General features: G+C 54.7%; 26 protein-coding genes and 2 pseudogenes. 12 read left to right on the forward strand and 16 right to left on the reverse strand.

Annotated elements, in window-relative coordinates:
- Positions 1 to 64: 64 nt before the first annotated feature.
- The 6 genes and pseudogenes from EGD98_RS20880 to EGD98_RS18140 all read left to right on the forward strand — a co-directional run bounded on the left by EGD98_RS20880 (position 65) and on the right by EGD98_RS18140 (position 7,704).
- A pseudogene (locus EGD98_RS20880) lies at positions 65 to 1,147 on the forward strand (transposase).
- A 24-nt stretch (positions 1,148 to 1,171) separates the two neighbouring features.
- Positions 1,172 to 1,843, forward strand: a pseudogene (locus EGD98_RS18120) (arsenic resistance protein); the annotation flags it as partial.
- A 358-nt stretch (positions 1,844 to 2,201) separates the two neighbouring features.
- Positions 2,202 to 3,581: a hypothetical protein gene (locus EGD98_RS18125; RefSeq protein WP_220589817.1), complete on the forward strand. Its 1,380-nt coding sequence runs from the start codon at positions 2,202 to 2,204 to the stop codon at positions 3,579 to 3,581.
- 416 nt (positions 3,582 to 3,997) lie between these two features.
- Positions 3,998 to 4,477, forward strand: a complete 480-nt coding sequence (locus EGD98_RS18130; protein ID WP_236035631.1) for a YbhB/YbcL family Raf kinase inhibitor-like protein — start codon at positions 3,998 to 4,000, stop codon at positions 4,475 to 4,477.
- A 144-nt stretch (positions 4,478 to 4,621) separates the two neighbouring features.
- Positions 4,622 to 7,276, forward strand: a complete 2,655-nt coding sequence (locus EGD98_RS18135) for a heavy metal translocating P-type ATPase (protein ID WP_220589787.1) — start codon at positions 4,622 to 4,624, stop codon at positions 7,274 to 7,276.
- On the forward strand, positions 7,273 to 7,704 hold the full coding sequence (locus tag EGD98_RS18140; protein WP_147439938.1) for a DUF7996 family protein: 432 nt from the start codon (positions 7,273 to 7,275) through the stop codon (positions 7,702 to 7,704). The genes EGD98_RS18135 and EGD98_RS18140 overlap by 4 nt, the downstream gene beginning before the upstream one ends.
- Before the next feature lie 420 nt (positions 7,705 to 8,124).
- Here EGD98_RS18140 and EGD98_RS18145 read toward each other — a convergent pair whose 3' ends face one another.
- From EGD98_RS18145 to EGD98_RS18155, 3 genes are all read right to left on the reverse strand, one after another.
- Positions 8,125 to 8,403 (reverse strand): DUF7521 family protein, encoded by a 279-nt coding sequence (locus EGD98_RS18145; protein ID WP_121512958.1) that lies wholly within the window; start codon positions 8,401 to 8,403, stop codon positions 8,125 to 8,127.
- Positions 8,400 to 8,777, reverse strand: coding sequence for a winged helix-turn-helix domain-containing protein (locus tag EGD98_RS18150; protein WP_121512959.1), 378 nt, complete (start codon positions 8,775 to 8,777; stop codon positions 8,400 to 8,402). Before EGD98_RS18150 ends, EGD98_RS18145 begins: the two co-directional genes overlap by 4 nt.
- Before the next feature lie 137 nt (positions 8,778 to 8,914).
- Positions 8,915 to 9,892, reverse strand: a complete 978-nt coding sequence (locus EGD98_RS18155) for a transcription initiation factor IIB (RefSeq protein ID WP_220589788.1) — start codon at positions 9,890 to 9,892, stop codon at positions 8,915 to 8,917.
- Positions 9,893 to 10,162: 270 nt separating this feature from the next.
- On the opposite strand from EGD98_RS18155, the gene EGD98_RS18160 reads away from it, so the two are divergent.
- The gene (locus EGD98_RS18160; RefSeq protein WP_220589789.1) at positions 10,163 to 10,900 is read left to right on the forward strand and encodes a CPBP family intramembrane glutamic endopeptidase; all 738 of its coding nucleotides are present in this window, start codon (positions 10,163 to 10,165) and stop codon (positions 10,898 to 10,900) included.
- A gap of 63 nt (positions 10,901 to 10,963) precedes the next feature.
- Here EGD98_RS18160 and EGD98_RS18165 read toward each other — a convergent pair whose 3' ends face one another.
- Positions 10,964 to 11,560, reverse strand: a complete 597-nt coding sequence (locus tag EGD98_RS18165; protein WP_328763293.1) for a plastocyanin/azurin family copper-binding protein — start codon at positions 11,558 to 11,560, stop codon at positions 10,964 to 10,966.
- Between the two features lie 136 nt (positions 11,561 to 11,696).
- Here EGD98_RS18165 and EGD98_RS18170 point away from each other — a divergent pair, with 136 nt between their 5' ends.
- Together EGD98_RS18170 and EGD98_RS18175 are read left to right on the forward strand one after the other, a co-directional pair.
- The gene (locus EGD98_RS18170) at positions 11,697 to 12,113 is read left to right on the forward strand and encodes a hypothetical protein (protein ID WP_121512961.1); all 417 of its coding nucleotides are present in this window, start codon (positions 11,697 to 11,699) and stop codon (positions 12,111 to 12,113) included.
- Positions 12,114 to 12,446: 333 nt separating this feature from the next.
- Positions 12,447 to 13,466, forward strand: coding sequence for a hypothetical protein (locus EGD98_RS18175; protein WP_121512962.1), 1,020 nt, complete (start codon positions 12,447 to 12,449; stop codon positions 13,464 to 13,466).
- A 274-nt stretch (positions 13,467 to 13,740) separates the two neighbouring features.
- On the opposite strand, the gene EGD98_RS18180 is transcribed toward EGD98_RS18175, so the two are convergent.
- Together EGD98_RS18180 and EGD98_RS18185 are read right to left on the reverse strand one after the other, a co-directional pair.
- Entirely contained in the window at positions 13,741 to 14,130 is a 390-nt protein-coding gene (locus EGD98_RS18180; protein WP_220589790.1) for a SpoIIAA family protein, read from the reverse strand.
- A gap of 56 nt (positions 14,131 to 14,186) precedes the next feature.
- Positions 14,187 to 15,101, reverse strand: a complete 915-nt coding sequence (locus EGD98_RS18185) for a cation diffusion facilitator family transporter (RefSeq protein ID WP_220589791.1) — start codon at positions 15,099 to 15,101, stop codon at positions 14,187 to 14,189.
- A gap of 393 nt (positions 15,102 to 15,494) precedes the next feature.
- Between EGD98_RS18185 and EGD98_RS21105 the strand changes: the two genes are divergently transcribed.
- Both EGD98_RS21105 and EGD98_RS18190 read left to right on the forward strand, forming a co-directional pair.
- The gene (locus tag EGD98_RS21105) at positions 15,495 to 15,620 is read left to right on the forward strand and encodes a hypothetical protein (RefSeq protein ID WP_268899198.1); all 126 of its coding nucleotides are present in this window, start codon (positions 15,495 to 15,497) and stop codon (positions 15,618 to 15,620) included.
- A complete protein-coding gene (locus EGD98_RS18190) occupies positions 15,621 to 16,853 on the forward strand; it encodes an RNA-guided endonuclease InsQ/TnpB family protein (RefSeq protein WP_220589792.1) in 1,233 nt (410 codons plus the stop codon). It abuts the gene before it with no gap.
- 179 nt (positions 16,854 to 17,032) lie between these two features.
- Here the strand turns inward: EGD98_RS18190 and EGD98_RS18195 are convergent, their stop codons facing one another.
- From EGD98_RS18195 to EGD98_RS18225, 7 genes are all read right to left on the reverse strand, one after another.
- Positions 17,033 to 18,175: a Fic family protein gene (locus tag EGD98_RS18195; RefSeq protein WP_220589793.1), complete on the reverse strand. Its 1,143-nt coding sequence runs from the start codon at positions 18,173 to 18,175 to the stop codon at positions 17,033 to 17,035.
- A gap of 193 nt (positions 18,176 to 18,368) precedes the next feature.
- A complete protein-coding gene (locus tag EGD98_RS18200; RefSeq protein ID WP_220589794.1) occupies positions 18,369 to 18,704 on the reverse strand; it encodes a hypothetical protein in 336 nt (111 codons plus the stop codon).
- 104 nt (positions 18,705 to 18,808) lie between these two features.
- Entirely contained in the window at positions 18,809 to 19,258 is a 450-nt protein-coding gene (locus tag EGD98_RS18205; protein WP_220589795.1) for a universal stress protein, read from the reverse strand.
- A gap of 1,023 nt (positions 19,259 to 20,281) precedes the next feature.
- The gene (locus EGD98_RS18210; RefSeq protein WP_220589796.1) at positions 20,282 to 20,650 is read right to left on the reverse strand and encodes an SHOCT domain-containing protein; all 369 of its coding nucleotides are present in this window, start codon (positions 20,648 to 20,650) and stop codon (positions 20,282 to 20,284) included.
- Positions 20,651 to 20,654: 4 nt separating this feature from the next.
- Positions 20,655 to 21,056: a DUF302 domain-containing protein gene (locus EGD98_RS18215; RefSeq protein WP_220589797.1), complete on the reverse strand. Its 402-nt coding sequence runs from the start codon at positions 21,054 to 21,056 to the stop codon at positions 20,655 to 20,657.
- A 92-nt stretch (positions 21,057 to 21,148) separates the two neighbouring features.
- Positions 21,149 to 21,394, reverse strand: coding sequence for an SHOCT domain-containing protein (locus EGD98_RS18220; RefSeq protein WP_236039612.1), 246 nt, complete (start codon positions 21,392 to 21,394; stop codon positions 21,149 to 21,151).
- 180 nt (positions 21,395 to 21,574) lie between these two features.
- Positions 21,575 to 21,934, reverse strand: coding sequence for a hypothetical protein (locus tag EGD98_RS18225; protein ID WP_220589799.1), 360 nt, complete (start codon positions 21,932 to 21,934; stop codon positions 21,575 to 21,577).
- 316 nt (positions 21,935 to 22,250) lie between these two features.
- On the opposite strand from EGD98_RS18225, the gene EGD98_RS18230 reads away from it, so the two are divergent.
- Positions 22,251 to 22,472, forward strand: a complete 222-nt coding sequence (locus EGD98_RS18230) for a hypothetical protein (protein ID WP_220589800.1) — start codon at positions 22,251 to 22,253, stop codon at positions 22,470 to 22,472.
- Between the two features lie 9 nt (positions 22,473 to 22,481).
- On the opposite strand, the gene EGD98_RS18235 is transcribed toward EGD98_RS18230, so the two are convergent.
- From EGD98_RS18235 to EGD98_RS18245, 3 genes are all read right to left on the reverse strand, one after another.
- Positions 22,482 to 23,147 carry a hypothetical protein gene (locus EGD98_RS18235; protein WP_220589801.1) on the reverse strand — a complete coding sequence of 222 codons (666 nt, stop codon included), beginning with the start codon at positions 23,145 to 23,147 and terminating at the stop codon, positions 22,482 to 22,484.
- Between the two features lie 193 nt (positions 23,148 to 23,340).
- Positions 23,341 to 23,934, reverse strand: coding sequence for a helix-turn-helix transcriptional regulator (locus EGD98_RS18240; protein ID WP_220589802.1), 594 nt, complete (start codon positions 23,932 to 23,934; stop codon positions 23,341 to 23,343).
- Positions 23,935 to 24,007: 73 nt separating this feature from the next.
- A partial coding sequence (locus EGD98_RS18245; RefSeq protein ID WP_220589803.1) for an amidohydrolase family protein occupies positions 24,008 to 25,431 on the reverse strand: 1,424 nt, incomplete at its 5' end.

Raw genomic sequence — 25,431 nt, forward strand, 5'->3', positions numbered from 1 at the left:
ATACGCTCTTCAGTAGACTGGCGGAACCAGGAGCATTAGTGCCTCTGGCCCGGCAAAAACGGGTATGCATGAAGACCGTCCTGCCTTCGGCCAGAGGCTATCGGAACTTGCGGAACTTGGGGTAATAGAATTTCGGGCCGAGCCGCTCGACGCCATCGTCGAGCGGCGTCTCAAAACGATCTGGGAAGAACGCTCCTGTCCACACTGCGGCGCAGACAGCCTCCACGCTCTCAACGGCTCTGACCGTATCTGGTGTGGCCGCTGTGACTGGAAAACCACGTACACGCGAGGGACACCCTTCTACGATTCGGAACTCACCCCAGGTGAGTTCCTCATCGCCTTCATCCTCTACGCTGACACACTGCTCAGCATTACCCAAATCGCTGAACTCCTCTCACCGTGTTACACGACGCTTCACGACCAGCTCAGAGAGTTTGAGACCGCGTTCTGTCAGGGATTTCCGACTGTCTGGGAGCGCGTCTCCCAGACAGTCGATGGGCCAACACAGGTCGATGAAACACAGCAGGTGTGTTCGGGCTTCAAAGGCCAAGATCCGCCGCGGGAGGGACTCGACCGCGGCGGGTCGCCCGAGGGTGGACGTACCCGCTGGACAGGGGATCAGGGTGACGAACTGACGCTCGTCGCGGCCTGCCGCGACGTGCTTCGCGTGGTCTCAGCTCAGGAAGGAAGCGACTATGAAGATGACCTTGGGCCAGTTATCGAGGAAGCGACTATGAAGATGACCTTGGGCCAGTTATCGAGGAAGCGACTATGAAGATGACCTTGGGCCAGTTATCGAGGAAGCGACTATGAAGATGACCTTGGGCCAGTTATCGAGGAAGCGGACGACCTCTCCCAGCCGCTGGGAGAGGTCTGGACCGATGGACTGCCAGCTTACCGAGGGATGGAGCATGATCACCGATACGTTGTCCACGACGAGAGGTACGTCTCCGACGAAGGCGTCCACACGAACCAGGTAGAGTGTCTCTGGTCACTGCTCCGTCCGTGGTTGGCGAAGTTCCGCGGCCTGTCCAAGCAGGGCTTGGAGCAGGCCGCTCGGACCTACGGCTTCCTCCGGTCACTGAACCTTACTGGGGCACCGATCCACGGTCTCGTAGATTGCATCGCCGTCAATGTACTCCGCTAGTTCCGCCAGTCTACCGAAGAGCGGGTGTTGTTGACGCCGTGTGTCGATTACGTCATCACGTTCACCGAACTCGCAGGCGGTGACGCCGAGCAGATTACTGCCGCGACTCCGGCGCTGATGCTCATCCAGTTGTTGTTGCTCCCGCTGTATCTCTGGCTGTTCATGGGCCAGCAGGTGGCCGAATTCATCGAGGCAGGGCCGTTCATCGAGGCGTTCGTCGTCATTATCGCGCTGCCGCTGACGCTCGCATGGGCGACTGAATACTGGGCTGACCGGTCCGAGCGCGGCGCTCAGTGGCAGAACACGATGGGCTGGTTTCCGGTTCCGATGATGGGGGCAACACTGTTTGTCGTGATCGCCTCCCAACTGCCGCGCGTCCAGGATTCAATCGGACAGATCGTGTCGGTCGTCCCGATATATGTTGCGTTTCTGGTCATTATGCCGTTGCTCGGTCGGTTAGTGGCTGGAGTGCTCGGGATGGGAGCTGGCGAGAGCCGGGCCCTCGTGTTCACCTCTGTCACACGGAACTCGCTTGTCATTCTTCGGCTGGCGCTCGCGCTGCCATCGGGCTATGGGCTCGCACCAGCGGTGGTCGTTACTCAGACGCTCGTCGAGCTGACGGGTATGGTGGTCCTCACGCGAGTCGTCCCGGCGTGGTTGGTACCGGAAACCCCCCAATCAGCCCCTTTAGTGTGATGTTGGATGAATCGATAGTGGTTGATGTATCAACTGCGAGGTCACTCGGGATGAACCACTTCCCTCGGCGTACTCATACATCCAGCCCCTGCTTGAGCTCGCTGTCCCATTAGGTGGGAATCCGCCTGAGAGTTTTATTTGGTACCACTATATCTCCCGAACATGTCCAAAGTCGGATGTAGCCAAGACGAATCCAACACTACACAGGGGACTATCTAACGCGACACATGACGACCAAACTGTTGGGCCAAAGTACCGCTGTAAAAAATAATAGACTGCGTGAAACACTCGAATCTTTTTGCTGTGAGATATGCACGTTTCGATTGATGAGTCCCAGTAGAATATATCAACACCAATGATGAGAGAAAACCAGCAACGGATTACGCAACTAACTGTGAGCGTCCTGCTCTTAATTCTTGCAGCTGGGACAGTCTCTGCTCACGGAGCAAGTCTCTCAAGTGGTTCACGTGAACCCATACGCGTTCCGACATGGCTGTTTCTGAGTACGGGCGGAGCGGCAGTCGGGGCATCTTTTTTGTTAGCCTCCTTTGTGACAGATAGACAATTTATCAGACAGCTCCATCAGTGGGGCTTCCCGATTCATGCTGAGAACAGTCACGTGGCTGTTACTGCGGGTCGTGTACTCGGGTTGGTGGGCTATGTTACTGTCCTGGTCATCGGATTCATCGGTCCCTCCACGCCACAAACCAATGCGGCGATACTTCTTGTGTGGGTTGGCTGGTGGGCGGGACTAGCGATGACAAGCTATCTGGTTGGGAACACTTGGCAGACTCTCAACCCACTTTCTACCATCGCACTGGTGCTGCCCTCGCTAAATCGACGCTATCCCGACTCGTACGGGGCATGGCCTAGCGTAATTGGACTCTTGGCGTTAATCTGGATCGAGGTCATAAGTCCATTAGCTGCTGACCCACAATTACTCGCTACCGCTGTGGTCGCGTACAGCGTAGTGACCCTGTTTGGTGTCGGTATTTTTGGACGGGACACGTGGTTTGACAAGGCGGATCCCGTAGAGAGAGTATTCCGCTACTACGGTCGTGTGGCACCCATCGGAAAAACTGGACGGAAAATTAAATTTCGGTTGTTCGGTATGGACCTTTCCGTTCCCCGTTTGGTAGACGATTTCGATGAAGTCGTATTTATTATAGCGTTGCTGTGGGGGACAACCTTCGACGGATTCGTTACGACACCTGGGTGGCGTACCCTGACGGAACCTCTTGTCGCAGGCGGTTTCCCTCCACAAGTACTGTATCCGGTAGCGCTCCTCGCTGGCTTTGGCCTCTTCTTTGGAATCTACCTTATCGCGGTTGAACTCAGTCGACGAACTGCAGAGACCTATCTCCAGTCACGCATGGTGGCAGTTCAGTTTGCTCCACCATTGCTTGCAATTGCTGCTGGGTATCACTTCGCTCACTATCTCGGGTATTTTCTTGAACTCGCACCAGCTCTCTGGTTGGCACTCCTCTCACCGTTTTCAGATCCCGGCACAGTCCCAGTATATCAACCGCCAAGTTGGTTCGGTGGAGTTGGTATTGCGGCCGTGGTTATTGGCCATCTAGTTGCTATCTGGGTCGCACATGCGGCGGCCTATGACCTGTTCCCCAGTCGGATTCAGGCGATCAGGTCACAGTATCCGTTTATCGCGGTGATGGTGTTCTACACGATGACCAGTCTGTGGGTCATCACTCGCCCCGAGGTGGCACTTCCATACATATGAGCAATCACGAATATACAATTGGAAAGGACCAATCGCCCCATGTGTGTGAGTACTGCGGTCGTCCTTTCAGCCAGCAAGAGTGGCTAGACTTACACCGGGGGCTAGAGCATCCTAACGAATTATCTGAGGAGCATATTTCAGCGTTTCAGACAGCGTACGAGGCAGAGGAAGGAGAACTCGGACGATTCCGCCTCCGAGCTCTTGGTGTGCTTATACTGCTGTATTTTTGCTTGCTCATGATTTACGCGCTTGTCTGACCTGATACATACGACAGAACCCTCTAAAACGACAATACAATGAAACTGACTCGACGACGACTGATACAGACGGCCAGCGCCTCAATTACAGGACTGATCGCTGGATGTGCAAGTCGAACAACCGATACGCAACGCTCATTTAATATCTCGAGTCCTGCCATGGAAAACGGGGGGACACTCCCAGCCCGGTACACGTGTGATGGGGCTGGAGAGTCACCCCCGTTCGAGATACGGAATCACCCGGATCCGACAGCGGCACTGGCGATTACCGGAGAGTACGACCGTGGGCCGATAAATGAGCCAGTGTTCTGGTCGATATGGAATATCCCTCCTGAGCGGACCACGATCCCCGCCGGTATACCGCGGACACCGACTGTAGAGACACTGGGTGGTGCTCCTCAGGGTCGACAGCGTGGCGGTGAAGTAGGATACAAAGCACCGTGTCCACCGCCCGGCCAACCGTACGAGCACCGATTCCAACTCTATGCACTCGGTGAGATATTGGATATCGAGGCGGGCACGAAACATGACGACGCCGTCGAAGCGATCGGTAGTTCTGTCCTTGCCAGTGCTCGACTAACTGTAACTTTGCAGCGGTCCGAGAGGACGTCTGAGCGAACGACCCAACCGATGGAATAGCGACGGAGAACACGGAATCTCGAAAACGAGATCTTATCGATGGCCGTATTATTAACTTAGGCGCATATTGTTAATAGTACCTATTGTCATATGCGGCTTTTATAACAGCTAGTTTAATAAAATACGATTGTCTAGAATTCGCTAATGACCTCATCAGACGAGAACAGTGACGAGTCAGATGAGACAGACGACTCGCATGAACACGATCATTCACATGACCATTTTGATCGTGAACATTCAGAGAGAGATGAAGTATCGGATCCTTCGATAGCCCATGATGGAAGTGTGGCACAGCTCTCAGTGCCCGATATGGACTGCCCGTCGTGTGCGGGGAAAGTTGAAAACAGTGTTAGCAAGGTCGAGGGAATCAAAGAAATCGAGCCACAGGTGACGACAGGAACTCTCACAGTCACATACGAGGCCGACATCACGTCGACGGAGGCTATCACCGAGCGCGTCGAGAAAGCTGGCTACACTGTCGAAAACAGCGACGAGGTCACGGAGAAGTTTTCTGTCCCAGAAATGGATTGTCCGTCCTGTGCGGAGAAGGTCACGAAGGCACTGGACAGTCTCGACGGCATTGCAACGGCGGAACCCCACCCGACGACTGGGAAAATCACAGTCACATACGATTCTGCAACCGTGACGGGTTCAGACATCAGTGCCGCCATCGAGGGCGCAGGATACGAAGTTACAGATACGACCGCACAGCAGGGTAACAAAGATAATAGCGAATCTGGTGACAGTATCTGGCGAAGCCGCCGGGCTATCAAGACGTGGATTAGTGGTGTGTTCCTCGCCGGTGGACTCCTGCTGGAATTCTTCCTACCCGGGGAGAATATACAGGTCGCGAGCCTCTTCGGAAGCGACCTGGTGTTAGCTGACGCCCTCTTTCTTGTCGCGATTGCGCTCGGTGGCCACGAAATTCTCCGCAACGGGTATTACTCGTTGCGAAATAGGAACCTCGACATTGATCTGTTGATGTCCATTGCGATCTTGGGTGCCCTGGTGGCAAGTGTTGCATTCGGGGAGGGTCTCTATTTTGAAGCAGCGACGCTTGCGTTCCTCTTCAGCGTGGCCGAACTTCTCGAGCGCTACTCGATGGACCGTGCCCGCAACTCGCTGCAAGAGCTGATGGATCTGTCTCCGGATGAAGCGGTCGTCAAACGCAATGGGGGCGAAGAGACTGTTCCTGTTGCGGAAATAACGGTCGGTGACATCGTCGTCGTTCGGCCAGGAGAGAAGATTCCCATGGATGGCACGGTCGTAGACGGGGAGAGTGCGGTGAATCAGGCACCAATCACTGGCGAGAGTGTTCCAGTGGATAAGAGCGAGGGTGAAGAGGTGTACGCCGGGACAATCAACGAAGAGGGGTATCTCGAAGTGGAAGTCACCGCTACGGCGAGCGATAATACCCTCTCGCGTATCGTCGAGATGGTTGAGGACGCCCAGTCGAACAAAACCGAGCGCGAACAGTTCGTCGAGCGATTCTCCGCGTACTACACACCTGCTGTCGTCGCTTTTGCTATCCTCGTCACGATTGGGAGCCCCTACGTTCTCGGCACGACGTGGCCAACAGCTATCGTCTACGGGCTTACATTGCTCGTACTCGCCTGCCCCTGTGCGTTCGTCATCTCGACGCCAGTCTCGGTCGTCTCGGGCATTACGAGCGCGGCGAAGAACGGCGTGCTGATTAAAGGCGGAAACCATCTCGAGGCAATGGGCGAAGTCGACGCCGTCGCATTCGATAAGACGGGGACACTTACGAAGGGGGAACTCACGGTAACTGATGTCATCCCCCTCAATGGAAATTCCGAGGACGACGTCCTTCGGTGTGCCCGTGGCCTTGAACAACGTAGCGAGCACCCTATCGGAGAAGCAATAGTCGCGGAAGCAGACGGTGCAAGCGTCGCAGAGCGCGAAATCTCGGATTTCGAGAGTATCACCGGTAAGGGGGTTCGGGCAGAGCTTGACGGGACCGATCACTTTGCCGGGAAGCCCGGCCTGTTTGAAGAACTTGAGTTCGATCTGTCACACGTTCACGCGACCACCGATGGAGGCGTGGTTACCGACACAGCCCAGTCACTATGTGACCGGCATAATTGCCTCGATTTGCTGGAAGAGACGGTCCCAGAACTCCAGAGTGAAGGGAAGACTGTGGTGCTTGTCGGGACAGACGAAGAACTAGAAGGGCTCATCGCCGTCGCCGACGAAGTCAGGCCAGCAGCGAAACAGACGATAGCCCGACTCCAAGACCTCGGCGTCAAACGAACAGTGATGCTAACGGGAGATAATGAGCGGACTGCACAGGCTATCGCCGAGCAGGTGGGTATCGATGAGTTTCACGCAGAACTCCTTCCAGAAGATAAGGTCACTGCGATCGAGAAACTCACCGATGAGCACGACGGTGTCGCGATGGTTGGAGATGGTGTAAACGATGCCCCTGCCCTTGCCACCGCTACCGTAGGCGTCGCTATGGGCGCCGCTGGGACGGACACGGCACTGGAGACGGCCGATATCGCACTAATGGGTGATGATCTGGGCAAGCTGCCGTATCTCTACGAACTGGCCAATGACGCTAACGGCGTTATCCAGCAGAACATCTGGGCCAGTCTCGGAGTCAAGGCCGCACTGGCATTGGCAGTACCGTTTGGTTACGTCCCAATTTGGTTGGCAGTGCTCGCCGGCGATGCAGGGATGACGACTGCCGTCACCGGGAATGCAATGCGCCTCTCCAGAATTCGTCCACCAGAAGACAGCGGGGCTGAAACGATTTCCAGCGGAGGTTCACACCGATGAGTAGCACATCCGAAGACACCGAACAGAGTCCCACTGCCGATGAACAATCTGGACTCCCCTACGGACCATTTCTTGTCCTGCTTAGTGCCACAGTCGTCGCTGGTTCGGGACTGCTAGTCTACACCATGGAGCAGGCGAATCTCCCTTTAGTGGCCGATTTTGTGTGGATACTCGGCTATGGTGTCGCAGTTTGCATTATATGGGTTGTCTGGCTCCGACCGGTAGAACTCGTTGGGCCGGCAGGTCGAGAGACGGGCGATAGTTCTAAAAACGAAGATACAACTGCCGACTCATCAGCTAAAGACGGCCCAGAATGGGAAATATCAGGATGGGGCGAGTTAGCAAAAGTACCGAGCGAAAAAGGAGGAGACACTCAAAATAACACCCCGGAAAGTGTAGATACTTCATCTTCAAAGGACATCGAATAATCCTGAACTACCACTCCTTGATTGTGTGTTCTCATCAAGTAGACCTCGCTAAGTAAGAGATGTAAAGAGTGTTATAGAACAGTTCCACACACTGTAGTGTTCGCATTGCGAATCGTTCGATACAGTTGACCTATTGTCCACACGCGTCGGCTCTACGCGACTCTACTTCTACTGAACCGATAGAGCGTGAACGCGAGAATAACGAGCATGAGGAGAACGCTTCCCCAGACGACCGGGCTGAATCTGCTCATAGAGATAATGTCTGGATTCGTCGATAAACACTTTGTGCCAGCATCAGGTTCGCATGCTCGTTCTAATAGCTAGTTCACCTAATTGCGGATGCAAACAACACCTTGGGAATCGTTCTATAACATCATCGGGGATGAAACCTATTAAGCTCAATCCGGTCGCCGAGAAAATTCACTGCTGGATGTAGAGTGAATACATGATTACAGCAAGACCAGCAGCGACGAAGACACTATTTGCGAGCACGCCGACTGCAAGTGAGACGGCAAAGAACTGATTGGCGATACCCGAGAGAAACGCTCCGAAGGTAATAATTCCGAATCCGACACCGAGCACTCGTAACGAGGGGGAATTAGTATGCCGATAAGCCCTAAACGCAATATAGGTAATTGCGCCACCAAGGAGCAAAATCACCAACTTCACGGCCGCAATTGCGGTCAAAACAGCGTTCACAGCTCGTCACCCATCTTGGACCAGATATCTGCAAGCCGTTCGTCCGTCGTCCGCTGGTCTCTGTCAACAGCGACGGAGAACTCACCAGACTTGGTCATGGAAATGGTGATATCCTCGAAGTCCCGTTCATACTGCGTGACACGCCCACCACCAGGATTTATTTGATCCCGTTCTCGAACGAGAGATGCCGTGCTCAATAGGTCCAGTTTTCGGTACAACGTTGATTTAGGGATGTCACACGCTTCGGTAAGTTCTGTTGCAGTCATAGGGTCAACTGTTTCACGGAGGATAGCTTGACAATCTGGGTCATCTAACGCGTCAACAACAGCCTGAAAAGGGGGTGTGTCGACGGTAGAACCCGGATTGTCACCCATTTGCTGTCTGCCTCGTTTTTTTGCGAGAGAAGATGTGAGTTTTGTTATGGCGGTATTGAATGCTAATCGACCATCGGTGTATTCGATACAACTCGGTGTGTTCAGTCGCTGAAAGGGTCTCGAACATGCAGGCACTGTTATTGATGTTCCGCGTATACTTCGAGGAGTTCTTGATAGCGACTCCGGATAGTCGTCTGGCAGATGTGACAGACGTTACTCACAGTCTCTTGTGTTAACTGCTCGTTTGTAAGGTGGGTAGAAGCATACAATGCTGCGGCCGCTAATCCGGCTGGACTCTTCCCACTTTGAATCGCGTTTTGAGTCGCTACTTCTAGAATGTCGCGAGCCACTCGCTGTGCTTCCTCACTCACATCGAGTGCAGAAGCGAACTGAGGCAAGTATTCCGTAGGATCCTCGGGTTCGAGTGTCAGTCCGAGCTCACGGGAGAGATATCGATAGGCCCGTTGGATCCGAATCTCTTCGACTCGACTGACATCAGCAAACGCTGAAAGGGGACGGGGCATTCCCTGTTGCCGCGCGGCTGCATACAACGCTGCTGTTGACATGCCCTCTATTGACCGCCCCGGGAGTAGATCCTCTTCGGCTGCCCGCCGGTATAGTACACCAGCAGTTTCACGAACAGATTCCGGGATACCTAATGCGGATGCCATCCGGTCGATTTCCCCGAACGCCTGTTTGAGGTTCCGTTCAGTGGCGTCCTTGGCCCGAAATCGTTCGTCCCACGTTCGAAGACGCTGTAAGCGTGCCCGCTTCCGAGCAGCTATGGCTGCCCCATTGGCATCTTTGTCCTGCCAGCTGATTTTTGTACTCAGTCCCTTATCGTGCATCAGCTCAGTTGTCGGAGCGCCTACACGACTCTTTTTGCTGTTGTCGCCAGCTTCGAAGGTTCGCCACTCTGGTCCTCGATCGACGAGAGCTTCCTCGAAAACTAACCCACAGCTCTCACAGGTCTGTTCACCGTGAGCCTCGTCTTCAATTATACCACCACCACACTCTGGGCAGGCTTCGATGGCAGAGCCATCGCGCTCTGGTTCCTGCTTCCGGGACTCATGTTCACGGTCACCGCTGGTCCGTGTAGTGATATCATCAGACATCGTTACGTCCCCCCGGAAGTCATGGTGGTCCTTATCACACAGAAGGTGCCCGTATCGTATGAACATGCGGCGGTGTCCCAGTTGGTAGGAATCCGAGGTGCCACTATACTACTGAACTGTGAATTCTTGACTGAATTTGTTGGCCCAAAAATCGTGCTATCGGCGCATTACAATGTCTCAGAAACAGGCTGACAGCAGAGTCACTGATGATTCTCGCCAGATGTATAACCATGGTAAAAATAAGCAGTTGCTAGATGGTGGGGTAGCATATTGAATAACACATCCGGGTTCGATACAGGAATCCGTTCTGTCGCAACTGCAATCGGACTAACCTTTGTCCCAATCGTTATCGGGTCGGTGGTAGTCCTTGGAGCCTCGTCAGTGCTGCTTGTGGTCGGAATCGATGTCTCATCACGGCCATCGCTACGGCTACTCCTGAGTACAGTTCTACTGCAGGGACTCACCTTTGGCGGCCTTGCACTCGTATATCTCAAAATTCGAGGGCTCGGATTCGGATTCGTCCCCGTTTCGGTACCTAATAAACGTGATATCGCAGTCACAGTCGTTGGGACAATCGCTCTTATCCTTCTTCTGTTGTCAGTCTCAGGAATAATCTCAATACTGGATATCGAATCAGCGCAGAACACCGTTGTTACCATCGGTCAACAGAACCCAGTCGTGTTTCTCATTCTCATCCCGCTCTCGTTTCTGTTAGTGGGCCCAGGTGAGGAACTGCTGTTCAGAGGACTCGTTCAGGGGACACTCGCAGAGTCACTCCACCCCACAAGAGCAGTGATATTGGCAAGCGCACTGTTCGCATCAATCCACCTCTTCTCGTTGTCGGGCGAGGGGAAACTGGTCTACATTGCCATTGCCTTTATTTTGGCACTGGTCTTGGGTGGCGCATACGAGTACACAGGCAATCTCACCGTCCCAGCCCTGATGCACGGCGCGTACAACGCATTACAGTTCGCAGGTGCATATATTTCTTCGACTGGTGGATTCTGATACCACGTATGTGTCCCTTCTTCTACACGGCGAATCGACACAAGCTATCGGTCATACCGTACATCATCCGGTGAAGTCTTCATAAGATACCGAGCCCTGGTTAACGATTGTTTGACTCTCTGGGACAGAACCGTCTGGTGGCATACTCCCCTGAGCCGGTCCACCAGGTTCACCGACCACAATGCGGCCAACCATTCCAATGGTTTTGTGTGGGATACAGAAATAATCGTATGTCCCTGCTGTTTCAAACGTATGCTCAAACGTGGCCCCTTGCGCGTTGAGAGTGCCACTATTGAAAGAGTCAGCACCCACAGGAATGCGCGTTACCGACGCCGAAGTAGCCTCCTCAGTGTACGCTGTCGCTGAATGACGGCCACCCCGGATTTCAAATGTGACAGTCTCACCAGGCTCGACGAATAATCCGATTGGGTCAAAATAGTACTCACCGCCCTCAGTAATCATCAGGACAGTGTTCGGCTCTCTAGTATTGGTCCGGTTGCTACCGTTATCTTCCGCTGAGCTGCATCCAGCGAGGCCAATGACTCCACCGGTCGTCAACAAGCCGGTAGTTTTGAGAAGTTGTCTGCGCTCCATACTGGTCAATATACAGTACCTGATTATGAGACAGGTGCGGCTTCCCACATCATAGGACATCGCCATGCGTTGATATACCCGAACCGCGAAAACCGATATAGAGAATAGTGCCCGAATGTTGGCAGTTTCAGTGCTGCTAGCCCCGATTTCGAGACATGAAGTGAATAGGACTTACCCAACTTTCAATGGATGAACGCCTATTATGATTGAGCAGAGTGGCACAGACTATTCTGTGTTTAGAGAGTTCACTGCCATCGAAATCGTCGGAACGGTACTTCCGGTCCTTTTGCTGATTATCGTCAGTACGATTCTCTTCTCGTGGCCACCAACCGTACTGGCATGGTTCTCCTGTGGGGTTGGAGGACTCATACTGGTGATATGGACGGGCCGGGCACCCACAATTTCAGTCACTGTACTCGACTGGCCTCGTCCTGAGTCAGGAGCGGATATCGTCATAAACGCCATCGCATACAACGGTGTACTAGTTCTTGGAACAGTCATCGCAGAGATTGTGTGGCAAGTGTCAACGGCGGTGCTACTCGCTGCACTGGTCGGTGTATTCCTCCCGTTTTGGTTCCTCAAACACATTCAGTTCATCGCCTTCATGGATTCCGGATGAACATGAAACGCAAATACAAGCATCTAGCATACAAGCATCGCAAGCAAAAGAGCGAATCGACAGAGTGGTTTCATAAATCCCGACGACGACAACGGAATTCGAAGGGTGTACCAGTGGATGCAAAACGATGGACCCAAATTCTATAGTACTATGAGTACGGGAACCCGGTCTCAGTGGCAGATACAACCTGGGTCAGCAAATACTCGCTCGACTGGCGTCGGGGTTCGGACAGGAACGGTGCTTGTCTCCTGTATTATTGCATTGACACAGGTCCCAACCGCGTCAGCACATAGCGTGACCGGAGCCGCTGGTCTCACAGAGATACACGGGGCCATGCTCACCCTCGTTGGGATTGCTATTGTCGGTGGAGCTGTCGGATTCAAACGACATAGTCGACTCACTCCCGAACAGGCCCTCACCGGTGTCTTTATCGGTATCGTAACAGCAGCGACGGGAGCTGTTCTGTTCGATGCACTCTCGATTGATGTCCAGTACTCGGCTGCGACTATGCCGTTTTCGCGGTCGTTGTACCCCTTGATAGCGTTCGCTGTCGGGCTTACTATCATGATTGGGAGTCTCTCAATCGGTTGGTTTAGATGGCGGACGCGCCCTCGATACACCGGACTTGGGTTCATTTTGGGGCTGTGGGTGACCTACCCATATCTCATCCCAGGACCAGCGAGTAACTCCCATCCCCTCGGATACTTGCTGGTATTGAGTCTCCCCATCGCTGTTGGGTATATCCTCAAAAAAGATGCAGCCCACGTTATTCGAGACGTCTTCCGTGACCCAGTGGCCCGGCGTTTCGGCATTGGTGTGGCGGTCGTCGTTGGGCTGTTTTTCCTCTTCATTACAGGATATCTCTCCGTATTTCCCGAAGAAGGGCTACCACACGAGCCGAAACTGGTCGTCTTACCGGTCATTTATCAACTGGTTTCTTGGCCGACACTCGAAGTCGTCCGGCCGCACATTCCGTTCTTCCTCGCAATCTCTCCAGGGCTGGTGATAGTTGTTGGTCTCCTGAGTTCGCTCATCGGATTCAATGCAGGGATTATCGCTCGGTACTGGCGAATCGAGGAGAGTGCTGGACTTACAGAGGGGACTGCAGGCACAGCGACAGTTGTTGGCTCGTGTACCTGTGGGTGCTGTGGCCCGCTGGTAGCGAAAATCGCGATTCTCGCAGCGGGGCCATCGATTGCGGCGCCACTGTACTGGGTCTTCGTTGACCCAGCATCACCGCTAGGTGTACTCTTTATCGCCGGGAGTATTGCTTTGTTCACTGGGAGTCTAGTCTACTCGATAGAATCAGCAACACGCTCCAGCGAAATTGCCGATTTCAGCCCAGCAGACTGAGAATGTAGTGAAACCGAGAGAGTCCTACGACACGCCCACGAGTTTGGTCAGCAAATCCCACCCGACAAACCGAGGGGTCCGCTCACGGAATGCTTCATACTCTTCGCCATAGTGTTCCCGCAGCCATGGCTCTTCAGCAAATGGGAAGAAGGCAGAGACGACAATCGTCAACGTTCCGTGTATCGCTACTTTCTGGGAATTCGTCGCGATGATAGCGCCTACGAGAAACGAATGAACCCCACACTCTGGGGATTACGCGTAACCTGAGAGATTCTCATACTATCTCACCGAATTTGACCCAGCGAAGTGCTTCGTCGCGGTCATCGACATCGAAATACCGCATTTCCGTCGGTGCAACGGGCCAGAGAGGACGAATCACCTTCCACAATTCATAGAGGAGCCTCGCCCATACGTTGTCACCGACTGCGGCGTATCGCTTGATGGCGAACTCCGATCCATATCGTAGGTCAGGGATCAGGCCAGTCAGGTGGGTTAGGAACGTCCACACAGTCCAGTCAGTGGTCTCCTCGTAGACATGGATCGCCCCGTATTGGCTGGTTTTCTCACTTAACAACTCGTAGAACTCCTGGTACCCTGATCGTGTTCCATTGTGCATCTGGAGCGCGATGACATTATTTTCGGTTGCCTCCAAGAGTTCATACATCGGGGTGCCAGTGTGGTCCTGGTGCGTGTCGTCGTGAGTCGTAGTTGGAGTCATCGTCAGTGAGTGTGGGCGTCGAGGCGGTCGTCGTGCTCACTGTGCAGGAATTCGATTGTGGCGTGATTCACGCCAATATCGGCTAATGCCTCGTGGACCTCTCGGCGAATTCGGTTCGCGGCGGAGAGTGTCTCGACTGCCGTCCGTAGGTGTAACGTCGCGATTGTCAGTTCGCTACAGATCTGCCATGTGTGGAGGTCTTCGATAGCTTCGACGCCGTCGATACGGAGAACAGCCGTCTCAACTTCCTCAGCAGAGATGGGGCCTTTATGCAGGAAGATGATACCGCTGCCTCGCAAGAGTTTCCCAGCCGACCAGAGGACTATCCCGGCAATGAGGATAGCCACAATGGGGTCAATGACTCGAAGACCGGTAAAGTCAATGGCCACCACTGAAACGATAACAGCAACCGATCCGCCGGCATCCCCGAGCAGATGATAAAACGCTCCCCGTTCGTTGAGATTCATCTCACCTCCCTGGACGACATAGACCGACACGAGATTGATGACGAGGCCAGCCACTGCGATTGCGAGTGTTGGGCCTGTTCCAATATCAATCGGGTTCAGAAACCGCTGATAAGACTCGTAGACGATGTAGATTACCATTGGAATTAACAGCGCACCGTTCAGAAACGCGGCGAGCGGTTCGAGTCGGTGCAGGCCATAGGACCACTCCGGCGACCTGTCGTACCGGTCAGCGACGGCTGCAGCTGCAAAGGCCATCACGTACGCCAGCGCGTCAAACAGCATATGTAGCGCATCACTCAGTAATGCGACGGAACCAAACAAGAGTCCACCAGTCAATTCAGCGACGAATCCGACCAGATTGATACCTGCTACGGCACCGAGTTTACGGATGCTATCGCCGCCGCTAACACTGTGCTCGTGACCATTCTCAGCAGCATGATCATGTTCCATTGCAATCGTCTCGTATCTCGTCCTGAACAGCCATAATTATTAAATTAGCTGTTAATATATACCCATTTAGACGCTATTTCTAATAATTATTTAGAGCTTGGTTAATAACAATATTATTATTATTTCTGCAATGCGGAGAGTCATGGCCACTACGAGCCCGTCATAGAAGCTTTCTCATATCTTAAGCTTTTTATAACCAAGGTCGCTGCCCGCTTAACTGGACGCAGGCGCTAAGTCCCCTTCCTCAAGGATCAACGCAAGGAGCGAAGCGACCGAGTAGCACAGTAGAGAGGGATACAGCGCCGTCATCATCTCACATACATACTTCAACGACCGGCTCACAGGCCCACGCCAACCACAAACATTATTTACACAACTTGTGTAAAGTATAGTGTGGCAACACGAAAAAACATCTCCATCCGTGACGACCAAGAGGAGTGGATTCAGGACAATCATCTGAACCTCTCCTCGTTCGTTCAAGAGAAACTAGACGAACTTATCGAAGAACGAGAGACATAGATGCACTACAACTACAAGTATCGACTCAATCCCTCAGAACGCCTCACTGAGACGCTTCTGTACCACGTCGATACTTGTAGACAACTCTACAATCACGTCCTCTACAAACTCAACAAGTCCGACGAGATTCCCGCGCGATACGAGGTTCAGGACACCCTTCCCGCCCTCAAAGCGTGGTGGGACGACCTGACCGACATTCACTCGAAAGTGTTGCAGATGGTCGTCAAGCGCGTCTACGACAACCTCTCCACGCTCAAAGCACAGAAAGAGAACGGACGTGCCGTGGGGATGCTCAAGTGGAAACCACCACGAGAGTATCGCTCGCTCACCTACAACCAGTCCGGCTTCGAACTCAAGAATACGAGTGGTCGGCCTACGTTGTGGTTGAGCAAAATCGGTGAGATTCCGATTCACCTCCACCGAGACATTCCCGAGGACGCGACCATCAAACAGGTCACAGTCAAACAAGAACCCACGGGAGAGTGGTTCGCCACGTTCGGCATCGACGTGGACGAAACCACGCCCGAGAAACCAGTAAATCCCGAGAAGTGCGTCGGCATCGACGTAGGGATTCTCACATACGCCCACGATACGGACGGCACAGCGGTCGGGTCGCTTGACCTGTTCGACGAGCGAGAACGACTGGAACGCGCTCAACGTGACCTATCTCGGAAAGAACACGGCTCTGCGAATTGGGAGAAACAACGGCAGATTGTGGCTGAACGCCACGCCCAGTTGAAGCGAAAGCGTCGTGATTTCCTCCACAAGTTGTCGAACTACTACGCCACCGAGTACGACTTGGTGGCTGTAGAGGACTTGGACGCGAAAGGGTTGGTCGAACTGCCGGGCAACTCACGGAACCGGGCAGGTGCGGCGTGGGGGACGTTCCTGCGGCTGTTCGAATACAAGTGCGAGCGTCAGGGGACACACTTCGTGGCGGTCAACCCAAGAGGGACAACCAAAGAGTGTGCCTCTTGTGGTGTGGAGACAGACAAACCGCTGTGGGTGCGCGAACACTCTTGCCCGTCTTGTGGATTTGAAGCGGATAGAGATGCAAATGCGGCGTGGAACATCCTTTCTCGCGGTCTTGAAGATATAGGAGTGGGACACTCCGAAATAGCGCCTGTGGAGACTGCGCTTCCTGTGGATACCGATTCGGTATCTGCAAAGGGCGTCTTGGAAGCAGGAAGCCCCTGCCTCAAGGAGCGAACCGCGTCAGCGGTGAGCGAGTAGGCAGGGGTAGTTCACGATTGGTAAACTGGATCTTGTGGACAAGACATCGGCAGGGCTGTCTGTTTCTCTACAGGCGTAGCAGGCCGAGCGCCCTGGGGTCGTACGGAAGACGAAGTCTTCCGTGATGACGAGACGCTTCCCGTCTCGGACCACTTGACTTAGAGGCGGTTCACCGGCACTCAGGGAGATTCGACGAGAGCAAGAATGTCTGGCGCTTTGTATACTCTGTTGCGCTCTTTGTCAGTCAATTCTACAATAATCCCTTCATCGCTGAGCTTCTCAATCGCGTCGTAGACTGCCTGTCGTGAGCGCCCGGTCGCGTCAATGGCCCGTGGGGCCTGCAGATACGGCTCTTCGAACAGGTGGTCGATGACATCTCGGACTGCTGGACTGTTCGGAAAGCGACTCCGGTAGTCCGCACGGAGCGCTACGAGCTCGATGCCACACTGATAGGCATCGATAGCCTGTTCGGCAATCGCGTTGAGGACAAACGTAATCCATGATTCCCACTCGCCGTGCTGACTCACGGCGAGAAGGCGGTCGAAGTACTCAGTCCGATAGTGGTTGAAGTACGCCGACAGGTAGAGATACGGTTCTGAGAGCAGGTTCGCCTGGTACAGCTGTAGCATGATGAGAAGCCGTCCCAGTCGGCCATTCCCATCACGGAACGGATGAATCGTCTCGAACTGATAGTGCGTAATAGCGATATCGATCAGCGGCGGGTAGCTTCCGTTTCTAATGTATGAGAGCAACTGATCAAGAAGAAGTGCAACACTGTTTGGATTGGCCGGAACGAATCGGGCGTTTTCGACGTGGTTGTCCGGGCCAATCATGACCGGAATATCATCGCGAATGTGTCCCGGACGCTTGTTCTCACCGCGAACGTCAACTAATAGTGATGCATGGAGGTCACAGAGGAGTTCTTGATCGGTCTGTCTGCCATCATCCAAGGCATTGAAGCCTGTCCGGATCGCCTCGACGTAGTTATACGCCTCCCGGATGTCCCGCAGATTGGCTGCTGAGCGCTCTGGATCGTCGTCGAGATTGTGAAGAACGATATCTGAGACAGTGACATCAGTCCCTTCGATTTGCGAGCTCATCGCCGCTTCTCGAACGACAAACGGTGCGATAAGAAGGTTCTCGTTCTCGATATCGTCGTGGAGTGTCGAGAGCTGTCCGAGGGCATAGCGTGCATCCCCGTAGGCACGGAGGATATCGTCGCTGTATGTGAGCTCTGGTGGGAGTCCAGCAGGCTGGTAGCACGGAATGTCCTCGTATGGGTCAATCCATCCTGGCCCCTCCTCGAAATCGGCGGGATCCATTTGATTAAGCAACTGTATCTGACCCACCTTAATCTGTCGAAAAGCATTAAGACATATTAGTGGGTTCAAAATAGGGTTCTTAGTCAGTCAGATAAGAAAAGTATTGACTAAAACTGCACAGGCCACGGTCAGTAGTCAATCCCGCTGTAACGATTCTTGCAAGCTAGCGTACCAGCCGAAAAGACGATTGTCACTACTGCTGATGGCGGCAGATTTCCTCGCGAACCATAGTCCTGATTTCTTGTTCGGGGATACTTCTATCAGCGGGAACATCTGGTACGTCTAGTGGTTCAAGTTCTTCTGCGGCCGCTTGAGTCGCTCGTCTCCAGTTTCGGCGTAAAATAGAGATCACGACGTTCCTCGAAGAACATGCCCAGCACTGATTTGCCGACAGGCGTTCCTCAGCCGCTTCAGCATAGGTGTAACCTTGCACGACGCGTTCGAGCGCGCGTTGAATAATCAATAACTCGTCATCGTTGACTTGCAGATCCGTCTTCGACCCGATCGAACCAATGGGCGAGCAGTCCATCACCTGCTCTCTTTAGCAATGACAATACCGAACTGAATCCGGGGAATCTTTTGCTTGTGCTCTACACGGAGAAGCCGCCAATCACACCAGACCACGGTCGTTCGCTACTCATTGACTTCGGTTTTTACGACCGTCGCGGGCCGTGTCGTCAATCGGAGGACGCGGTCAGTGACACTCCCAAGTAGAGCACGATATTCTTCCGGCCGCCGTTTGGTGCCAAGTACGAGCAAGTCCGCGTCGTGATCGTTGGCGTACGCAACGATGGTCTCTGCGGGGCGACCGTGGTGAATTGCCGTTTCGATGTCGATGCCGGCTTCCGACGCTCGAGTACGGAGCTCTGAAAGCGTATCTTCGCCGTGTTCTTCGAGGCCGTGTTCTGGGCCTTCAGCTTCGTCGACGTACTCGTCGCCGCTGTACGCAGTCACGACGTCCTCGTCAACGACGTAGAGCACATGGAGGGTAGCGTCGTGGGTGGCTGCGAGGTCGAGAGCATGTGCTGCAGCCTGTTCAGACGCGACGGTACCGTCGGTCGAGAGGAGAATTCGGTTGTACATTCATTCGGATTTCAAACGCGGCTATAATAAATTCCGGTTCTGATTCCCAGCGCTCTTGAGGGATACCGCGATGAAAGGGGTGGTTGACGGCAGCAGCACCTGTTGTGTCAGCTGTAATCCGACTAACGCCAGTCTCTCCATTGACCAGCTGTTGGTTATTCGAATGGGGAACCTAAGGCCCAGCTATCGCAGTATCAGTTGAGGTTGCGGCCCGTTACCTTTTGTCGATAGGACTACCTGACAAAATGACAACTGAGTTATTTAGATTCAGAAGAAGGGTCAAGACTCTGAGCGAGGTTACGGTGCGACCTTAACCATCTGAAGTCTATAGGTTGCATTCTGGTAGGCCACATACCCTGTGGTCTCTCGTGCAACACGCCAAGCTTCCGATGGAATTCGACTCTCTGGGCTAGGAGGGAGGCGATCAGTAGCCGCGACGAGCAGTCGAAGGTTTCTGGGAGGTGTTTCGTTGCTCAGCCCGCTCCAGGGTTCAGTTTGACCAGCTTCGATTACCATACTAACTTGCTCCCGTTGGTAATTTGTGAGGTTGGCCGTGGACAGTGAAGGAATCTCTGCACTCATGTCCGGTTCCTCGTTAACTGGGTTTGCACTCACGTAGAGCGTCACAGAATACGGATCACTGTGGATGTTCTGCGCCTCTGTGGGGGTTTCTGTGGACGATATGGGTGTTTCCGTAGACGATGTGGGGGTTGAATCGGCTGGGGCTGTAGGTGGCGAACCAGGATTTGCTGGCGGTGATGCGGGCGGTGAGGCGGGAGTTCCTCCACAGCCTGCAAGCAGGACAGTGAGACAAACCACCAGTGCACAACAGGGGAATGATCCACGGACACTGGACATAGATTACGATGATTACTAACTGACAAGTGTCTTGTGCTATCCGAGTTATTTCGTAGATATCGATATTGCGCCTCTGAAAAATCAGTAGCTATCACAGCAACTCCACCTAACATAACAAAGATCGATAGAAGACTGAGGTAATACGCTGGAAATTCTGTTATTAGACTAGTTTGACTCCTGGCGACTAAGTTTCGTACGGCGCTCTTCGAATTCCTCTCCGGAGAGGTCACCGCGAGCATATGCCATCCGAAGTTCCCGGAGTGCAGGGTCAGTGGTCCCGGACGTTCCAGCGCGACCGGCGAAACCACGATACAAGAGGTACCCAATCCCACCGAGAACAAGTACCCAGACAAGCAGCATCCCGACACCCCACAGTGGCGAGAGGCCACCGGCCATCCCGCCGTTCCACCACCAGCCCATCATCCCCATCATCGGCATCGCAAGCACCATCATCAACACTGGTAACAAGACGATGACCGCGAGGACGAGCAAGACGGCCCGGAGCAGACCATCGGACGTCTGGTCGACGGACATGCGACTATCGAGTTCCGTTGCCGACTGTCGATAACACCCGTTCGAATCGGTCGGTAACGTCTGTTGCAATCGAGTCGAGTGCATCGTTGTCCGCGATGCCGACAAGCCGTTGCGGGTCGACAGCGCTCACGGTGACATCGCCATCGTCAGTCTCGTAGACGATGACGTTACACGGGAGGAGTGCGCCCAGGTCGCGCTCCGCGGTCAGCCCTTCATGTGCGAGCGCTGGGGTGCAGGCACCGAGGATGCGATACTGTCGAAACTCCTCCCCGAGTTTCTCCTCGAACGTGCTCCGAACGTCGATGTCACAGAGGACACCGAACCCCTCGTCTTCGAGCGCATCGACGGTCCGTTCGACCACCTGGTCGAAGGCACCAGTCACAGACGTTTTCATCGTGTAGCTCATACGCCATGGTACAATTGTTGTATATTTAACAGTAGTGTCCAGATGAAGTACAGGCGGGAACTGTGTCTGCCATATCCGTCCGAGACCGCGTTTCAGAGGGACCGCTCCAGCTGTTCTCGCCGTTGTTCGAACTCTTCATCCGAGAGATCACCACGCGCGTAACGTTCGCGGAGGACCTCCATCGAGCGGTCGCCACGCTCGTCGTCTCGATGCGTCCGGAGCTTCCAGACGAGGTACAGCGGGAGAGCGACCAGCAGTCCCATCCAGAGGAGTCCCCAAAGCCCCATTGCGCCGCCGAGAAGTCCCCAGCCGCCTCCCATCGTGTATCCATCCATCATGCCACCTCCGTAGCCCCTGCCACCGTGGGCAGCAGCAGTGCCAGTCATCACGACCAGTCCGAAGGCGACGGATAACGTGAGTCGATAAGCGGTGCGTCCAATCTGCGTAGTGTGTTGGGTCATGATTCTGTATTGGCGGGTCGCGGTGGTCGGTTGATGCATTCGAATTGGGCAGGGTCCTCAGCAGTGGCCCTGTCCGTGCGTTCCGCGGTGATCGTCAGTCTGACCCTGTCCGTAGGGCCCGTGATAGTCGCCAGCGTGGTCCTGTCCGTTCGTCCCCTGGTGGTTGTCGTGGTCCTGGGCCATTTCGCCGACGGTCACACCCATGTGGCCTTCCATCCACTCAACGGCGCCGGGACCCATGTGATCGGTCACGTGGTCTTCCATCCACGTCGGCCAGTCGTCAGCGGTTTCGTCATACGGATGCGCTTCATCTGCCGTCGTGTCGTTACCGTGTGCGCTCCCCAGCCCCGGGGCCAGCGCGAGGCCGACGATTGCGAGCACTACGAGCAGCCAGCGGCCGATGGTGAAATTGGTCATTGTCTTTCTCCTCAGGTAGTCGTAGGCCCGCTTTGGAGTTATCACGATGGGTGTGAACTGACATAGGAGAGCGTTCGAGAACGTGTATAGAGCGTTCTAATCGTTTCTCAGAAACAGGACCGTTCATAGCAGCCGAATTCGACAGGGTGGAGAACTCCGTTGTCTCAGAAGCATGCAGAAGCGTGCGTCCGAATGTGAATCTTCAGTGAATCACGATTCGCGTCCGATAGCCAAGAGAGTCGATTGGCTAAGTACTGGTGAGGTAGCCGTCATACTCAGAAGAACCGTTTTCAGTAGCGCGCCACTTCGCAAACGTATGTCAACGACTGTCGAGACACCTGACGCAGACGAAACATGTGCGTACTGTGGGTCACGTATCTTCGACCACGAGCCAATCTGTGTCCGAGACTGCACCGATGACTGTGGGTCACCCAACTACTTCTGTAACCACGCCTGCCTATCAGCCTATATCGACGACAACAATCTCGTGACGGGCGATGCGTGTAAGTGGAACCCCGACGAAAGCAACTGCAGCTAACTCCGACCGTCAGGAGAGATAGGACCTACCCGAGGCATCTGTGTTCGAGAGGCTATCGTTTCGACGACGGGAACGGAAGCCATACCAGATGGCTGGCACGCCCAATGGTAGCGAAAAGACGCCGAATAGGACCGCGAACAGCCAATCCGACTGCCACTCTCGGCGGGACGCAGCCCATGCAATCAGTCCCAGGCCAGCCGTACCGAAAGCGAGGTTACTCCAGAGACCAATTCCGGTCGCACAGTAGGCCCAGCACAGACCGGTTGCGGCTGGACCCAGCGGGGTGGGCGTGACGTTCGGGACGTAGACAACTCGACAGTACAGCGACAGCACGAGCATGTACGCTGCTGGTATAGCCAAGAGCCACCGGCGACTCGCTGTCTTCGAGTCAGCCCAGCGGTCGTACGCCCCCAACAGTGCCAGCGGGAACGTAAACTCGAGAAGCCACATGCCAATCATGTAGCTCGCAACCGAGTGGCCCCATCGCGGCTGGGACACGGGCAGCGTTACCGGCAGCCCCCACCCTAGCAGGTCCTGGGTGGGCGATGGGTTCGTCAGGAAGGCCACTACCACCAGTCCGACGGCGACAATCGTCAGTCTCTCGCCGACGGTGGCAATTCGATTCAGCGGTTCCGGGAGTCGATGCGCGTCGAGCGAACGGTTGCCAACGTGCATGTATGAGTCTATACGATACCATATTTTTCCTCGATTTCGGCGTCATCCTATAATGGATTTAGAGAGGCCTTTTCGGGAGATTTCGACCGATTAACTCATCAATTCAGTCGGGATATTTTCGAAGCGTAACGTGACGATCTCCGAATGTTATGCGCCAAAACCACTCTGGATATAAAGACCCCTGCGTCTGTCATCAACTGGTCTGGTTGTGCTCCAGGTCATCGCTCGGATAGATACGATACGTTCGGCCCTGCCGTTCGCGGTACAGCAGGCCGCGCTTCTCGAGGGCACTGACCGTCTGGCTCACCTTGCTCTTCGAAAAGTCCGAGCGGTCCCGCAGTTCGATTTGCGTGAGGCCGGGTGAGGACAGCACTGGTTCGAGGATACGGCGCTCGTCTTCCGGCAGGAGATCTAACACACGGGCCTGTGATTGCGATTTCGGAGTGGTCTCTCCAGCTGGTTGTTCCGCCGGTGACGCAGTACTCTCAGGACCCTCCGCACTCGCTTCCGAGGCCTGCGAACGCGTCTCTGCATCTGGGCCAGTGAACTCATCTCGAATCAAGAGATACCCGCCACCCACGACAGCGGAGAGGAAGAGCGTCCCGAAGACGTACCAGAGTGGACTCGTTCCGTGCGCAGCGCCCATCGACGACCCCATCCCCATCATCGACCCCATCTGTTCGAACGCCTGCTGTCGCTGGTATGCTTGCCAGCTGAGCGCTCCGCCAAAGAGACAGATAGCCGCGACGAGGAGGCCGGCAGCTGTATCTGCACGCCGGCGATTCATCCCTCACACCTCACTCTGGTGTGTCCCATGATCATATGTAATCGTCAGTGAGACGGCGGTGTACCAGTTTTGATTACCATTCAAACGTGTCGCGTACTGACTGAAGCGCGAGCCGCGACAACAGCCGTGTCGGTCCTCGCTTCGGGAGGTCTCGAACAGTATCAAGCGTCCCCGGCGGTTCAGCACCGCCGATATCCATTTCCCATCCAGTCTCGTCTGCGAAGCGGTCGACAGCCTGCTCCGCCTGCCGTCGCACCTCGTCGACGTTCATCGTTACCGGGTTTCTGTCTCGCATGACCACGTCGCCGTCAACGATGACCGTCTCTACGTCGGCTGGAGCAGCGTTGTTTACGATGTGAGCGGGGATGTTGGTCAAGGGCGTGAACTTCGGCTTCTCTATATCCAGGAGGATCAAGTCGGCACGTTTGCCGGCTTCGAGACTCCCGATTTCGTCGCCTATCCCCAAGGCCCGTGCTCCCTCGACGGTGAGCATTCGGACGAGCTCCATCGAGGTGTACTGTCCGGCCGTCCGCTTGAGATTGGCAGCGAGGCGGGCCTGTCGGGCTTCGCCGAACAGGCTGTACGAATCGTGCCAGTAGTGGTCGTCGATTCCCAGCCCGACATCGACGCCCGCCGACCGTAACTCGGGTACCGGCGTCCACTGCATCTCAGCGTCGGGGTTCCAGTAGGCGAAGACAGAGGGACAGTGCGCGACGGACGCTTCCGAGGCTGCAGTTCGCTCGATATCGTCCTCGTCGGCGAGACGGAAATGCGCAGCAAGGAGGCGGTCGTCGAGGAGGCCGACATCGTCGAGCAGGTCGAGCGAGTCGGCGGCGCCGTTGGCTCGTGCCATCGTGTTACTCTCTTCGAGTTCCAGGAGATGCGTATGCACGAGCAAGTCGGGGTATTCTGAAGCGAGGCTCTCTGTTCGTTCCCATAGCTCACGTGTACATGACCAGTCGTCGTGTGGGCAAATCGTTGCCTGAATACGCCCGCCGTAGGTATCGTGATACTCTTCGATGAACTGGCGAGCGCGGTCGAACTGTTCATCGATCGGTTCATCCCAGAAGAGGTCCGTAATCACCGGACCGAACAAGCCACGCAGGCCTGCTTGGCCGAACGCCTCTGCACCTGCGCCGGGCTGGACATCCATCGAGTTGACCGTCGTAACGCCGCCAAGCGCGAAGTTTAGTGCGGCCAGTTCGTATCCAGCCTCCACCAGATAGTCGAACTCGTCATCGGCGAGACGACCGAAGATAGCAGTCATGCTGCCCATCATCTCCAGCAACCCGAGGTCGCTGAACGCACCTATCAGCGGGGTGAATTCGAGATGTGTGTGGGCGTTCACGAGCCCCGGCATCACGAGCTTTCCATCGCCGTCGATTACCTCCTCGGCCGCAATGCTTGCGTCGCCGTCGATGGACTTCCGAACCTCTGTGATACGTCCGTCGTCGACGACGACCGTCCCACGCTCGTAGAGCCGGTTGCGTTCGTCGA

Origin of the sequence: Haloarcula salinisoli, assembly GCF_019599405.1 — an archaeon.
Classification (GTDB): domain Archaea; phylum Halobacteriota; class Halobacteria; order Halobacteriales; family Haloarculaceae; genus Haloarcula; species Haloarcula salinisoli.